The sequence below is a fragment of the Pedobacter sp. SG908 genome (assembly GCF_011759615.1).
Taxonomy (GTDB): domain Bacteria; phylum Bacteroidota; class Bacteroidia; order Sphingobacteriales; family Sphingobacteriaceae; genus Pedobacter; species Pedobacter riviphilus.
Map to the genome: position 1 here is coordinate 1,282,780 of NZ_JAAOYY010000002.1, position 14,869 is coordinate 1,297,648.

The 14,869-nt window shown below is 36.9% G+C and carries 17 protein-coding genes; 13 read left to right on the forward strand and 4 right to left on the reverse strand.

What is annotated here, in order from left to right; all coding sequences use genetic code 11:
• Positions 1–29 precede the first annotated feature (29 nt).
• Genes crtD through FHT21_RS20545 form a run of 3 tightly spaced genes read right to left on the reverse strand, consistent with a single transcriptional unit; the run spans position 30 to position 3,718 of the window.
• Entirely contained in the window at positions 30–1,508 is a 1,479-nt protein-coding gene (crtD, locus tag FHT21_RS20535; RefSeq protein ID WP_167296566.1) for a 1-hydroxycarotenoid 3,4-desaturase CrtD, read from the reverse strand.
• A 4-nt stretch (positions 1,509–1,512) separates the two neighbouring features.
• Positions 1,513–3,216, reverse strand: coding sequence for a M28 family peptidase (locus FHT21_RS20540; RefSeq protein WP_167296567.1), 1,704 nt, complete (start codon positions 3,214–3,216; stop codon positions 1,513–1,515).
• 43 nt (positions 3,217–3,259) lie between these two features.
• Positions 3,260–3,718, reverse strand: coding sequence for a DoxX family membrane protein (locus FHT21_RS20545; RefSeq protein ID WP_167296568.1), 459 nt, complete (start codon positions 3,716–3,718; stop codon positions 3,260–3,262).
• Positions 3,719–4,098: 380 nt separating this feature from the next.
• On the opposite strand from FHT21_RS20545, the gene FHT21_RS20550 reads away from it, so the two are divergent.
• From FHT21_RS20550 to FHT21_RS20565, 4 genes are all read left to right on the forward strand, one after another.
• Positions 4,099–4,794: a DUF5694 domain-containing protein gene (locus FHT21_RS20550; RefSeq protein ID WP_167296569.1), complete on the forward strand. Its 696-nt coding sequence runs from the start codon at positions 4,099–4,101 to the stop codon at positions 4,792–4,794.
• Between the two features lie 437 nt (positions 4,795–5,231).
• Positions 5,232–5,342: a hypothetical protein gene (locus FHT21_RS20555; RefSeq protein WP_025145553.1), complete on the forward strand. Its 111-nt coding sequence runs from the start codon at positions 5,232–5,234 to the stop codon at positions 5,340–5,342.
• Positions 5,343–5,509: 167 nt separating this feature from the next.
• The gene (gene rlmD / locus FHT21_RS20560; protein ID WP_167296570.1) at positions 5,510–6,919 is read left to right on the forward strand and encodes a 23S rRNA (uracil(1939)-C(5))-methyltransferase RlmD; all 1,410 of its coding nucleotides are present in this window, start codon (positions 5,510–5,512) and stop codon (positions 6,917–6,919) included.
• A gap of 100 nt (positions 6,920–7,019) precedes the next feature.
• Positions 7,020–7,433, forward strand: a complete 414-nt coding sequence (locus tag FHT21_RS20565) for a hypothetical protein (protein WP_167296571.1) — start codon at positions 7,020–7,022, stop codon at positions 7,431–7,433.
• A gap of 123 nt (positions 7,434–7,556) precedes the next feature.
• On the opposite strand, the gene FHT21_RS20570 is transcribed toward FHT21_RS20565, so the two are convergent.
• On the reverse strand, positions 7,557–8,261 hold the full coding sequence (locus FHT21_RS20570) for a head GIN domain-containing protein (RefSeq protein ID WP_167296572.1): 705 nt from the start codon (positions 8,259–8,261) through the stop codon (positions 7,557–7,559).
• A 192-nt stretch (positions 8,262–8,453) separates the two neighbouring features.
• On the opposite strand from FHT21_RS20570, the gene FHT21_RS20575 reads away from it, so the two are divergent.
• From FHT21_RS20575 to hemH, 9 genes are all read left to right on the forward strand, one after another.
• Positions 8,454–8,960, forward strand: a complete 507-nt coding sequence (locus FHT21_RS20575; RefSeq protein WP_029275623.1) for a phosphoribosyltransferase family protein — start codon at positions 8,454–8,456, stop codon at positions 8,958–8,960.
• A gap of 200 nt (positions 8,961–9,160) precedes the next feature.
• A complete protein-coding gene (locus tag FHT21_RS20580) occupies positions 9,161–9,685 on the forward strand; it encodes a lysophospholipid acyltransferase family protein (RefSeq protein WP_243854063.1) in 525 nt (174 codons plus the stop codon).
• The gene (locus FHT21_RS20585) at positions 9,682–10,779 is read left to right on the forward strand and encodes a glycosyltransferase family 2 protein (protein ID WP_167296574.1); all 1,098 of its coding nucleotides are present in this window, start codon (positions 9,682–9,684) and stop codon (positions 10,777–10,779) included. The genes FHT21_RS20580 and FHT21_RS20585 overlap by 4 nt, the downstream gene beginning before the upstream one ends.
• Entirely contained in the window at positions 10,749–11,423 is a 675-nt protein-coding gene (locus tag FHT21_RS20590; RefSeq protein ID WP_167296575.1) for a carotenoid biosynthesis protein, read from the forward strand. The genes FHT21_RS20585 and FHT21_RS20590 overlap by 31 nt, the downstream gene beginning before the upstream one ends.
• A gap of 28 nt (positions 11,424–11,451) precedes the next feature.
• On the forward strand, positions 11,452–11,661 hold the full coding sequence (locus FHT21_RS20595) for a DUF2683 family protein (RefSeq protein ID WP_167296576.1): 210 nt from the start codon (positions 11,452–11,454) through the stop codon (positions 11,659–11,661).
• Positions 11,643–11,924, forward strand: coding sequence for a Txe/YoeB family addiction module toxin (locus FHT21_RS20600; RefSeq protein ID WP_167296577.1), 282 nt, complete (start codon positions 11,643–11,645; stop codon positions 11,922–11,924). Before FHT21_RS20595 ends, FHT21_RS20600 begins: the two co-directional genes overlap by 19 nt.
• A 16-nt stretch (positions 11,925–11,940) precedes the next feature.
• Positions 11,941–12,792, forward strand: a complete 852-nt coding sequence (locus FHT21_RS20605; RefSeq protein WP_167296578.1) for a 4-hydroxy-3-methylbut-2-enyl diphosphate reductase — start codon at positions 11,941–11,943, stop codon at positions 12,790–12,792.
• 174 nt (positions 12,793–12,966) lie between these two features.
• Entirely contained in the window at positions 12,967–13,638 is a 672-nt protein-coding gene (locus FHT21_RS20610; protein ID WP_167296579.1) for a fatty acid desaturase, read from the forward strand.
• A 214-nt stretch (positions 13,639–13,852) separates the two neighbouring features.
• Positions 13,853–14,863, forward strand: a complete 1,011-nt coding sequence (hemH, locus tag FHT21_RS20615; RefSeq protein ID WP_167296580.1) for a ferrochelatase — start codon at positions 13,853–13,855, stop codon at positions 14,861–14,863.
• Positions 14,864–14,869: the final 6 nt, after the last annotated feature.

The following is a 14,869-nucleotide window of genomic DNA, read 5'->3' on the forward strand; positions in this document are numbered from 1 at the left end:
GATTTCCCCTAAACCCTAAACCCTAAACCCTAAACCCTAAACCCATCATCAATTATCTTCGCCGATAACAATGCAAGGGGAATTCCTCCGCCTGGATGGACACTACCTCCACAGAAATATAAATTTTTAACTTTTGAGCTGAAATTAGAGTGTCGTAAAAACGCAGAAAACTGATTGTTAGAACTGTTACCATACAGAGAACCTTGGTAAGAACCGGTTTTGCTTTCGATGCTTCTTGGGTCTAAAATCTGCTCACAGATAATATCTTTTTCAATATTTCTGTTTAAAATTCGGCTAACCTTTTTAATAATATTCGCTTTCGCTACCTTAATCAATTGATCCCAATTTTGGCCATCGTTGGCAGGAACGTTTATCATTACAAACCAGTTTTCATTGTCAATAGGTGCATCACCCCTGATATGCTTACTACTGATGTTAATGTACACTGTTGGGTCGTTGCTAATGGTTTTATCTTTCCAAATGGCATTAAATTCCTTTTGATAATCTTCAGTAAAGAAAATATTGTGCAGGCCTAAGTCACTATAACTGCCATCCATACCCCAGTAAAAAATCAACGCCGAACTGCTACGTTCCTGGTTTAATAATTTCTTAGGTTCAGCAATACCTTTAAGTAGGTTTTTATAGGTAAACCAGATATCAAGATTAGAGATCACTGTATCCGCTTTGTAGGTTTTGTCGTTAACTTTTACACCTTTTACTTCGGGTTTAGGATCATTAGAATATATAATTTCTTCCACCTTTTGATTGTAATGAAGCCTTATACCTAATTCTTCAGCCAATTTGATCAAAGCCCTAACAATGCCATACATTCCTTCTTTGGGAAGAAAAGCGCCAAAATGATACTCGAAATGTGGAATTACATTCAATGTGGCCGGTGCCTGATAGGGATCAGATCCGTTATAGGTGGCATAACGGTTAAAAAGCTGTGTTATCCTTTCGTCTTTAAAAAATGATTGGTTAGCCTTTGCCTGCGTTCTAAAAGCATCAATCTGGCCAAAACGGAATATAGATTTTAAGGTATCCCAATGTAGGTAGCTTTTAATTTTATGTAAACTTCTTTCTAAAAATACCTGATGGGTAACTTCATAGATTGTTTCACTTTTTTTAAAATATCGCTGAACTTCTGTTGCGGTTGTATTGGTTTTCTCTTCTATTTCCTTTGCAAATTGATTGAGATCGGAGCTGGCATTTAATCTTAAGCCATCCTCGTAGAAATAACGACAAATTTCTTTTAGTTTTAGATATCCAAAATAATCTTCAGGATTTTTGCCAGCCAGTTTAAAAAGTTCGTCCACATATTGCGGCATAGTAAAGAGGCTTGGTCCGGCATCAAACCTAAAACCATTCATTTTTATTTCCCCTAGCTTACCCCCAGGTTTTGAATTAGCTTCAAAAACATCAACATCATAACCTTTTACCGCGAGGCGAATGGCACATGCAATTCCCGCAATTCCGGCACCGATAATTATGGCTTTTGGTTTAGGCATTAATCTACTTCAATTCCGCTAAATACACTTTGGTTTGTTTTTCGATCTCGTTGGTAGCAAACTTAATGGCCGAACCAACTCTGGTGCTTTCTGCTTTTACTGGCATTTTATTAATGGTTGCCAGCGCATCAACATACCATTTGCACCAAACCTCGATAATATGCTTTTCATCGTTTGCTGCTTTTCCATTCGCAATTGCTTTTTTGCTCAACTCAAATTCGGTTTTTAAGCGCTTCAAAGCATCTGCTTTAACTTGCGAAACAGTAGCCGCGGCTGTGTTTTCGTCTGCAGAAATTAAGGTATAAGCAGCCGTTAAACCACTTATCCCAACATTTTTCATTTCGGTTGCCGAAACTTTATCAATCCTGTCATTATCGGTATGGTAGAACACATCGGTAAAGTGCCACATCAGTAATCCCGGAATTTTATTTTGCAAGAATGGTGTATGGTCGCTACCACCTTCAAAAGGATTATAGTTAACCGTCCAGTTCGCAAATTTGCCCTGTGCCTTACAGATATCGAAAATAAAATCATTAAAATAATGTGGGAAAAGATCTTTTTCACTAACATCCCCGGCACCCCATTCGGTATGTTTGTCAGTACCTCTTGTCCAAATGGCCGATGGATCGGGCATTTTTTCAATCAGAAACGAACCACCGGTTTTTTTAGTGTCTTCGCCAACCATATCTAAACTCATTCCCCACATAATGCCTTTGGCCCGGGTGGTATCTTCGGTAATGTATCTTCTTGTGGATACAATTTCGTCGCCCCATAAAAAAGTGAGTGTACGCTTCGGATTTATCTTTTTTGCCTGATATAATGCTGCTGTTAATCTTGCCATTTCTGCTAATGTGCCAACGCCACTGGCATTATCATTTGCGCCAGGCTCTTGAACATGCGCACTAAATACAAAACGTTCATCAGGATTTATACTCCCTTTAACATTTGCAATAATGGTTAATTCTTCTGAGGGATAAATTTTAGTCTGAATATTCACTTTCAATTTGGCCTCACCTTTTAGGCAAGCGGCTTTTAATTTTTCTTTCGCTGCATACGATAACAACAATGTCCATACTTCGCTATTGGCTTTCATGCTGCCGAACTGGATGGAAGTTTGATGGATTTCTGGCTGGGTATATTTTGGCATCGAATAGCCTAAAACACCAATCGCTCCGGCTTTGGTCGCTATTTGAAGTAAACGTGATGGATTATTTTCCGAAAACAGAATTTTTCCTTTTAAATCCATCTTTTCTATTTCCGCTGGAACTATTTTTTCGATATAAACCACATTGGCTGTAACGCCATCTGCGGGAGTTGAGCCGCAGTTGATAGGGATCATGTTGCGGTTAGTTTTAAAAGAAATGAGTGGTTTTGTTTCTCCAACAATATCAATATTGGCATCAACGGGCTCCCATGTGCTATTTTTCATCGCTCTTTTTTCGATGCGATAAGTTAAAGGAGCTTCAAACTCATTCTGCTTCTGTTCTATAAAACCAGCCTTTTTAAGAATATTTTCTACATAATGGATACTGGCATTAAAGCCTTTGTTACCGGGTACGCGAAAGTATTTTTCTACAAAAGCAGTGGTCTGGTAGGCATTTTTTTCGACAAAGCCCGCGCGCGTGAGCCTGAAATATTCATCTGTCGAATTTTGTGCGTAACATCCCAATCCCGCAAAAAGCAGTGCAAAAAGTATCTTCGTTTTCATGATCGTTAGTAAAAACGAAAGATACTAAGAATATTTAATGTTGTTAGGCGTACCGTTTGCCAGTTTTGTTTTTCAATCCTTCATCAACCGATAATGGGCCTGAGCCTACTACCCAAAACATGATGAGTAGAAACAGTACCAATACCGAAAACCACAATTCCGAATTGGGTGTGGAGAAACCCGGTGTAAGGTTAACAAAAAACACAGCAAACAATAAGATTGGAATCTGAATGACCACGGCAAAGCGGGTAACCAAACCTAAAGTAATTAAAACACCCCCAACCAAATGTGCAAATGCTACAACATGAATGGCGACACTGATGAGCATGCCCGAAAAACCAAATACGTTGTTTTGAGTAATCATATTCTGAAGAACCGAAGTGTCGCTAACAAAAGAAACACCTTTTCCAAAAATGATCAGGCCGAGTACAATCCGAAGATAATCTAGCCATTTTGAGTGATGAACATCTCCCCAATGTTCAATTTTACGGATAACGTTCATAATGAACCTCCATTTTTATGTGAATGATACCTTAAGTTACGGAAATTATATTTATTTATCAAATAAGGAACTGAAATCATTTTTTTGCGTTCAGACGATCACAGGCTCAAACGAAAACAAAAAACGTTGTATTGATATCCATTGAAGGTTATCGTTAGCAGAAAATATTCAAGGGTGCTGCCTTGATAATTTATGGAGTAAAAAATACCGAAACAAGACGCCTTGGAGGGAGTGAAAGGGTTTTGGGTAAATTCTGTAAACGAGTGGAGAGCAAAACTGATGCTTTTCTTCTGAAACGGTAAAAACGTTAAAATTATATATCTGGTTACGAGCAACTAATGAAGATTTAAGGTGTCTCTTATGGCAGATCAATAATGTTTATGATATTGCTTAAACCTACCATTCTCATTCTTTTCTTACTTTCTGCACCGCAACTTTTTGCTCAATCAGCAGCAACTAAAAAAGCTGTTAAGCGATTGGATGAAATCTTGGAAAGAAATAAGCCTGTGGCCGAAGTTTTGCTCTTGGGTACGTTCCATTTTGCTGGCGAAAAGGTTGATGAGAATACCACTCCTGAAAACCTGAGGATAAATATGCTTGGTGATGAAAGGCAGCGTGAGATCCAACGACTTGTAAAAAGGGTATCAGCGTTTAGGCCAACCAAAATTGCCGTCGAGGTGTCGCCTACCAGAGAAAAATATTACGATTCTCTTTATTCTGAATATAAACTAGGGCATAAATTAGCGGGGAAAGGTATTGATACTGCAGATGAGACATTCCAGTTGGGTTTTAGGCTTGCAAAGATGCTCGGTCATGAAAAAATTTACCCCATAGATGCGCAGCCCTTCCGTTTTAAGCTAAGCCCTCAGGACTCGGTTTTGACCTTTGAAAAATTCAGCAGCCAGAGGGATACATCCTATGCTTATTGGCAGAAAAAATACGATTCTGAAAAACGTTTTCAAGATACCCTTAAGTTTCGTTTGCCGCTAAACGAATATTTGCAATATTTAAATGCACCTCAGAAAAGGGCTTCGAGCATTGGAATGTGGGCTCATCACGACAAAAAAAGGAGATAACCCACATCCTATAGGAGCCGATGGGTTTATCACGCGTTATTTCAATAGGAATGTTAGGATATATTCAAATGTACAACGCATTACCAATGGAAAACACGAACGCATACTTGTGATTTATGGTGCCACCCATATGTACCTGCTCAATCAAATTTTTACCGCAAGTCCAGAATATAAGGTCGTCGACGTTATGAAATACCTAAATTGACCGTCATTTTCAGGGCAAAAAGATTGTGAAATCTAGCTCAGGTGGATAAAATGTAGGTTTTTTTGTAAATCCTCCGATCTTATTAGCAAAAAAATAGCACAACGTGGTAGAGGTAATAATATCAACAGAGAGATTTAACCATCTCATGTAAAATTAACAAAAATTTAAACTGTACCGTTTTGGTTTTTGGTCTGAATTTTGTATTATTGCTTAAATAGATAGGTTTTTTATCATGAGCAAAGAAATACTTGAATTTTCTGTACAGGTAGATGAAAAATTTGACCTAAAATTTAACTGGCTGGATGGTTTCTGGGGTGCAGCATTTAAATTTTTTGGAAAATAGTTTTTAATATCAAAAATATGCTGAATCAGTTGTTATCAGCTGAGCGGAAAAATATTGCCTAATCTTTCTTACAAACTATTTATATTCATTCCAACTTTAGGTCTCAACTTGGGTCATTAGCCTTTGGTCTTTCCTCTTTCAGCTTTTAGCCTTATCTTTGCAAAATAATGAGTAGAAGAAAACCTGGTACGGTAACTATTGTTCCAAATGTACATATAATCGATATTGCTGAAGAAGGAAAAGGTGTTGGCAAGGCTGACGAATTGGTCATTTTTGTTGATAAAGCCGTTCCTGGTGATGTAGTGGATGTTCGGTTGACCAAAAAGAAAAAGAATTTTGCTGAAGCAATCATTGATCAGCTTCATGAAAAATCAGCACTGCGCACTGATCCTTTTTGCCCTCATTTTGGAACCTGCGGTGGTTGTAAATGGCAGCACATGGGTTACGATGCTCAATTAAAGTTTAAACAGAAAAATGTTGAGGCGGCTTTACAGCGTTTAGGTAAAATAGATACCTCGGGAACCGAACCGATTTTAGGCTCAGAAAAAAACAGATATTACCGTAATAAATTAGAATTTACTTTTTCGAACAAACGCTGGCTAGAAAAAACTGATGTAGAACGCGATGAAGATTTTGATATGAACGCACTGGGTTTTCACGTACCCTTACGTTTCGATAAAATTTTAGATATCGAGCATTGTTATCTACAGGATGAACCTTCTAATTCGATCAGAAACGCTGTCCGTAAATATGCTTTAGAAAATAACCTGTCGTTTTACGACCTGCGCAACCATGAAGGTGTTTTGCGTAACCTGATTATCCGTACTTCTAGCACAGGAGAGGTGATGGTTGCGGTGGTTTTTGCTTATCCAGAACAGGCACAAGTTGATGGTTTGATGGGTTTTCTTAAAAATGAGTTTCCACAGATTACCGCTTTGCTGTATATTGTTAACCAAAAGAAAAACGATACTATTTTCGATCAGGATGTGGTGGTTTTCTCTGGTCGCGATCATATTTTCGAAGAAATGGATGGCATCCGTTTTAAAATTGGGGTGAAATCTTTTTATCAGACCAACTCTGAGCAAGCTTTCGAATTATATAAAATCACCAGGGATTTTGCAGGATTTAAAGGTGATGAACTGGTTTATGATTTATATACTGGAGCAGGAACTATTGCAAATTTTATTGCCAAAAATGTGAAGCGGGTAGTAGGAGTAGAATATGTGCCAACTGCTATTGAAGATGCTAAATTCAATTCTGAACTGAATGGAATCGATAATACGATTTTCTATGCTGGTGATATGAAAGATATTCTCACTTCAGAATTTATTCTGGCCCATGGTAAACCAGATGTAGTGATTACAGATCCGCCACGTGCCGGAATGCATGCAGATGTAGTACAGAGATTGCTTGAAATGGAGTCTGAAAAAATTGTTTATGTAAGCTGTAACGCAGCCACACAGGCAAGAGATTTAGAGTTATTGAAAGAGAAATACGATGTGGTACGCATTAAACCTGTAGATATGTTTCCACACACGCAGCATGTAGAAAATGTAGTATTGTTAAGGTTAAAGTAATAAAATGATTGAATGAGAGAAAGATTGAATGACAGAATGGAGCAATTTGCCTTTAACATTCAACTATTCACTCATTCAAAATTCAATTATTAGTTAAGGTATGGATAGAGAAGAATTATTAGGCGCAACGCCCGAAGAGAACGGAACACCAAAAAAAAAGCAGGAAAGTCCGCTGGTAAGTTTAGAAAAAGACCTGGAGTTCTATGCTGATGCAATTAAAGAAGTTGCAATTGAGATTATGGTTGAAGGCATTTCTGCCCATCCAATTTTTATTGCACACCAACATGAAGTAAACATTGGCGAACTTATCTTAAATAAAGAAGAGCTTAACACCGATTGGACAATACAGGCCTCTACATTGGAAGAGTTTGTAGAAAAAGGAATTATCAGTAAGGAGAAAAAAGAGCCGTTCTTAAAAGTTTATAAAAAACCAGAAGATTTTATGTGCGTGTTTGTAATTGTTCCAGAAGGTGCCAACTTTATTTATTATCCCTACAAAAAGGGAAGGGGATAGAAAGGGTAGGGTTCAGGGTTTCTTAGCTTTAGCCAAGTTCCTAAATCTGTGAAATCCTTCTATAAAAAACGCCGCTTTGCATCCACAAAGCAGCGCGTATTATTAACTAAACTAAACTAAACTTTAATTTACGTGGTGCACATCTCCACTTTTTGAGCTTGATGTTTTCTTGAGTGAAGCATTCCCTTTGTAACTTACATCACCACCACCACTTGCACTCGCCTCTAAACCTTTATTTACATAAAGACTTACATCAGAGCCTCCAGAAGCCTGTACCTTTGCATAATCCGTAATTAATCCATAAGCATCGATATCGCTACCACCGCTAGATTGGATGGTCATATTTTCTGCTTTGCCTTTTAAATCGAGGTCGCTGCCCCCGCTTGATTGAATCGATAAATCGTTGCAAACAATGGTAAGTTTTAAATCCGATCCACCAGAAGAGCGAATGGCAAGTTTATCTGTCTTGATCTGGTTTTGAGTAAAAACATCCGAACCTCCTGATGCTGCGAGTGCATTTAGGGTTTTAAAACTTACATAAGCTTTAATGGTACGGTTTTTAAACATGCCGCTCCAGTTGATACCGTCTTTAAATTTTATGGTAACATTGTTGCCACTTTGTTCAACAATGATATCTTTCAATGTTTCAGAATCCGATTTTATACTCACACTTTCACTCCCCCCTTGGGTTAAGTATAAGTCAATTCCACTGCTTACTCCAATGCTATTGAAGTTTTTAACCGCGAAACTTTTAGTTTCCTGTGCTTTAGCCATATAGCTGGTTACCACGATAAATAAAATGGCGGATGATTTGATAAGGATTTTCATAGTTGTTTTTTCGTTAAATGATTCTGAAGCTATCATTACGCTATATTGTGCAACAAGGGCTTCGATTTTGTGTTTTGGTTATAGATTAGACGCATCTCTGGCGAAAACGTTGCAAACAATCGAAATTATTTTTCAAATAGTTTGAATTTCATTCTTAAAATCGTTCTTTTTGTATTCAATCCTTTTTATACAATGGCATCGCAATTACTTATTCTTAACAAGAAACAAATTCAGCAGAAAATAGATCGTATCGCTTATCAGATTTTGGAAGATAACCTGAATGAGAAAGAAGTGGTGCTTGCTGGTATTTGGGACCGTGGTTACAAATTAGCGCTAAGGTTGGAAAAAGTGCTTAAAAAAATTTCTGGCTTTAAACTTACTTTATTGCGTATCGACCTCCAAAAGGAAAGCAGCAAATTGGTTGCTTCAACAGATCTTGACGAAAGCCATTGGAAAAACAAGGTGATTATTATTGTTGATGATGTATTGAACAGTGGTAAAACGCTTGCTTACGGTTTAGGTGTTTTTTTAAATACCCCACATAAAAAAATCCGTACGGTAGTTTTGGTTGATCGAAGCCATAAAATTTTCCCTATTGCCACCGATTTTGTTGGTCTTGAACTCGCTACCATCTTAAAAGAACATGTAGATGTAGTAATGGATGTGGAAGGTGAAGAAGATCGGGTTTATTTGAGTTAAGCAAGAGTTGGTATCGTACTCGTTTGTAATAAACGAGTATTGTAGCCATTGTAAATAAAAGGATATTTGCAATTCAGCTCATTTTTTTGCAATTTCCCCAAATGTATCCGCCCAGAAAAAATAATTTGGTCTTCAGTTTTTTCTCTTGGTACATCCAATTTATCATCAAAAAAGACTTTTCGGCATTTAATTATGATCAATTGGAAGTTAAATCCGATGCTTCGGTATTGATTTTAGCCAATCATTTCAGCTGGTGGGATGGTTTTTTTCTCTTTTACATCAATAAAAAAGTATTTAAAAAACAATTTCATGTTTTGGTAAATGCAGAAAATTATAATAAAGTAGGTTTCTTGAAATACCTTGGTGCTTTTGCTGTCGAAAATAAAGGTAAAGATGTTTTAGAAACCCTTAATTATGCAGGAAAACTGTTAGATAACCCCCAAAATTTGGTGCTTGTATTCCCCCAGGGTAAATTGTATTCGAACCATCTAAAAAATATCAGCTTCGAAAAAGGAGTGATGCAGATAATTAATGCCAGTCAGAAAAAAATCAATATTATTTTTGCTGCTACCTTTATCGATTATTTTGCGAAAAGAAAGCCATCGGCCTATACTTATCTACAGCATTGGGAGAATGAGGAGTATGTGAGTTTGCAATTGCTAAAAAGTGCCTACAATAAACATTACGATCAATCGGTTGTTAAACAAAATCAGCTTATTGAATGACAATTTTTATTTACGCCATTTTAATTTTCCTGGTCATCCGGTTTTCGGTTACTGTTTTCAATTTCCTTTCCAATCCGAAGTTGCCGAGAGTGGTTAAGCACTATCATGATAAGGTTTCAATCCTAATTCCTGCGCGAAATGAAGCAGCAGATATTTTGGAATTGCTCGTTTCGATACAAAATCAGGATTACACCAATTATGAGGTTATTGTTTTAGACGATAACAGTGATGATCATACATTCGAGGTGGTAGAAAATTTTTGCCTTAACAACCCACAGTTCAAAGTGGTAAAAGGAAAAGAACTCCCAAACAATTGGCTTGGAAAAAACTATGCATGCCACCAGCTTAGCGAATTAGCTACAGGGAAATATCTTTTGTTTATCGACGCGGACGAATCAGTAAAAAGAGGATTGATTAATAGCCTGATCAATCGGATGGAAATTGGAGGTCTGGCTTTGTTAAGTGTTTTTACCAACCAAACTATAAAATCGATAGGCGAGTGGTTAACTGTTCCATTAATGCATTTTATCCTATTAAATTTATTGCCTTTGCGTTTGGTCAAGCTTTCAAAAAATCCGGCATTTGCAGCGGCAAGTGGGCAATGTATGTTTTTTAATGCCAATAATTACAAAGAAAACCATTGGCACGAGCGGGTTAAAAACCAGGTTGTAGAAGATGTGGAGATTATGAAGTTGGTAAAACAAGAAAAATTTAATGCCGAAGCCCTTTTAGCCAACGGATTGATCTATTGCAGGATGTACAAGAATTTAGGCGAAAGCTTAAATGGTTTCAGTAAAAATTTATTGGCAGGTTTTGGTAATAACATCATAATATTATTATTTTACCAGCTTTTGGTAACCATAGGGCCAGTAATTTTAATCTTAAACTTTAATATTGCTTTACTTGTATTACCATTAACTTTAATCATATTAAGCAGAATGATGATCTCTTATTTATCGGGGCAAAATGTTTTGATAAATCTGATTTTACATCCTTTACAGATGTTGTTCTTCTTAATTATTTCATTCATTTCTATAATAAAACATATTTTTAAAACGAGCACATGGAAGGGCAGAACGATCAAAACGATTTAAAGATTAAAAGGATTGCGGTTGCAATAATTGTCGTTTTTCATGTGGTTGGCTTGCTTGGCTTCTTAATTCCAGACACTCAGCCTTATTTTATTAAACTAGTTCCCTTTCATTTGTTGTTGATGTTTGCCGTAATTGTTTTTTCGTACAATGCAGATGTTAAACGTTTATTGTTGCTGGTTTCCGGTGTATTTCTCTGTGGTTTTTTAGTCGAGGTATTGGGTGTGCATACCGGAAAGATATTTGGTAGTTATTATTATGGCGATACATTGGGATATAAAGTAGCTGCGGTTCCATTATTAATGGGTGTAAATTGGGTAATTCTTATTTTCAGTGTGGGGCAAATGATGAAAAGTATGAAAATCAGGCATAGTATTTTGGCTTCGGTTTTTGGTGCTTTTATACTGGTAGGGTTCGATTTCTTTTTAGAACCCGTAGCCATGAAATTTAATTATTGGCAGTGGGACTGGCATGAAATTCCTGTTCAGAATTACGTAGCCTGGTTTATTGTTTCGGTAATTTTGTTAAAGTTTTACTATGCTTTAGGCTTAAAGCAACAGAAATATATTGGGGTTGCAATGTTTGCCTCACAGCTAATCTTTTTTGTTGTCTTATACATGACAGCTGGAACAAATATTTTTGCTTAATTTTGTGAGGTTGTTTAATTAATTTAATATGATGGAAACACTAATCGTACAGCCTAAAAATAAAAAACAGCTTTTGGCAGTTGAGGCCGTGTTACAAGCATTGAATGTATCTTTTAAAAAAGAGAAAAGCTATAGCCCTGAATTTATAAGTGAAATAGCTAAAGGGGAGGATGATGTGAAAAATGGACGTTTAACGAGGGTTAAGGATGTTCAAGATATATGGAAAAGTATTTTGTAGACATTACGGATCAAGCTAAAAAACAATTGGCTGAGATCCTTAAATCAGGCGATAAAGCTTCCATTAAAAAACTCCAGCAAATTTTTATAGAATTAAGTATTCATCCAGCATCAGGTGTAGGTAAACCTGAAAAATTAAAATTTGAATTTTCTGGCTATTGGTCAAGACAAATAAATAAAAAAGATAGGTTAGTCTATAGAATCGATGAAGAAATTATTACTGTATTTGTAATTTCTGCAAAGGGACATTACCACGATAAATAACTAATCCTGAGAAAAAATGAGCAATTTAAACTTACAGGTCAACATCGATAAATCATCAGGCTTTTGCTTTGGCGTAGTGTATGCTATAGAAATGGCCGAAGATATTCTGGATAACGAAGGTTATTTATATTGCCTTGGCGATATTGTGCATAATGATGAAGAAGTAGAGCGTTTAACCAATCGCGGATTAAAAATCATCGATCACGAAGTATTAAAAAACTTAAGGGACGAAAAGGTTTTAATCAGGGCACATGGTGAAGCACCCTCAACCTATCAATTGGCTTTAGAAAATAACCTGACTTTAATAGATGCTTCATGTCCTGTTGTACTGAAATTGCAGAACAGGATTAAAAATTCGCATGACGATGATGAGCAAGTACTTATTTTTGGTAAGCATGGGCATGCTGAAGTAATCGGATTACAGGGCCAAACTGATGGTAAGGCGATTGTTTTTCAGGATCTGGCCGAGCTGGATAATGTAGAATTGCCTGCTAGATTTACCCTGTACAGCCAAACGACCAAAAGCACCGATAAATTCTATCACATTAAAGACGAGTTATTGAGCCGAGGTTATGAAGTTAAGGCTAACGATACCATTTGCAGACAGGTATCTAACCGTTACGAAGAGCTGGAAGATTTCGTAAGTCATTACGATAAAATCGTTTTTGTATCAGGCAAGAAATCGTCTAACGGTAAAGTGCTCTACGATGTTTGTAAAAAACACAATGATAATTCTTATTTCATTTCAAATGTTGAAGAGTTAGATCAAACCTGGTTTAACGAAAACGATAAAGTTGGTATCTGCGGTGCCACATCTACACCAATGTGGCTGATGGAAAAGGTTAAAACCGCTTTGGAAAAATACTAGATTTATCATGAGAGGCGTCGCCCTGACCTGTAGCGTAGCGGAAAGCTACGAAGCAATTTAGTTCAGGGTCTGTACACCGAGTAAAGATGCTGACCACGTAGTAGCTACAAGGCAATTGAAAATAATATTTCTACTTGTAAAACAAGTTCAGCATGACGAAATAAATAAAAGCCATTGAAAACTGTAAAAGCACATACCGGAATTCTGGTTGCGTTAACCGCAATTACCTGTTGGCTGGTTTCCCTTTATTTCTTGCTTACATGGGGTTTTGCCTGGAGTAATCCTTTGGTTTATCTGATGATTGTTGTTCAAATGCATTTGTACACCGGCTTGTTTATTACCGCTCACGATGCTATGCACGGAACGATATCTCCTTACCCAAAAGCAAATAATTTTATTGGCTATCTTTCCGTTTTTCTCTACGCAGGTTTTTTTTATAACCGTTTGTATGTGAAACATCACCAGCATCACCAGCATGTACATACCGAAAACGATCCTGATTTTGCGCCACATGGCTTTTGGAAATGGTATTTACGTTTCATGCTAAATTATGTTACGATAATTCAATTAGTGATTATGGCCGTAGCCTATAATGTTTTGAAAATCTGGATCGATGAAAAGAACCTGCTGTTGTTTTGGGTACTGCCATCCCTATTAAGCACTTTTCAGTTATTTTATTTTGGAACCTATTTGCCTCATAAAGGAGAACACGATAATGAATATCATTCTTCAACTTTGCAGAAAAATCATTTTGTTGCCTTCTTTACCTGTTACTTTTTTGGTTATCATTTAGAACATCATCAAAAGCCAGGCGTACCCTGGTGGCAGCTTTATAAGACAAAATAAAAACTATTAATGGTGTCAGTTATATTTAATCTGGTAAATCAGATTTAATGATTCCAGAATTTGACTGCATCATAACAAGTAAGGTTAAACAAGTGGGGAATAATTGCCATTAATATTATTTTCCGTTGACGAAAAAATGTTTTTCATCACTTTTTAACATAGGTTAAAAACAATAAATACGCGATATTTGCGCAAAAAACATATTTTAATATCAATGAGCAAAAAGGGAATTTTACTGGTAAATTTAGGAACGCCCGATAGTACGGCAACAGCTGATGTCAAAAAATATCTTGATCAATTTTTGATGGATGAAAGGGTAATCGATATTCCTAAACTGAACCGTACACTATTGGTTAAAGGGATTATTGTTCCTTTCCGTAGCCCTAAAACTGCTAAATTGTACCGCGAAATATGGGATGAAAACGGTTCGCCGCTTTTGTATTATAGCAAGTTGCAGGCTAAAATGCTACAAGAAAGATTAGGTGATGAATACCACGTAGAACTAGCCATGCGCTACCAAAGCCCATCCATTGAGTCCGCACTGGCAAATTTAAAAGCGGGGTTGGTAGAGAGTATACAGGTAATACCGATGTTTCCACAATATGCTTCTGCGAGTACAGGTTCAGTAATACAATTGGTAATGGAATTGGTGGGCAAGTGGCCAACTGTCCCGCCGATATCGTTTGTTAATTCGTTCCATGATAACGAATTGATGATTAAAGTTTTTGCAGAAAATGCCAAAAAACATCATGTAGAAAGCTATGATCACGTATTGTTTAGCTTCCATGGCTTACCTGAACGTCAATTGTTAAAGTGCGACCATACCGGAAGTTATTGTTTAAAAAGTGCCGATTGCTGCCAGACATTAAATGATACCAATAAATTCTGTTATTCTGCACAAGGACATGATACGGCAAGGTTAATTGCGAAAGAATTAAATCTGTCAAAAGACCAATACACCGTTTGTTTCCAATCTCGTTTAGGTAAAGAGCCATGGGTACAACCTTACACTACTGATGTGTTGAAGAAATTGGCTGCCGAAGGCAAAAAACGTCTTTTGGTTTTTAGTCCTGCTTTTGTAGCCGATTGTTTAGAAACACTTTACGAAATTACGGTAGAATACCATGAAGAGTTTAAGGCTTTGGGTGGCGAACATGTTCAGCTGGTAGAAAGCTTGAACGATAGTCCTATATTTATCGAGGCTTTGGCCGGAATGGTTAAATAATTTAAA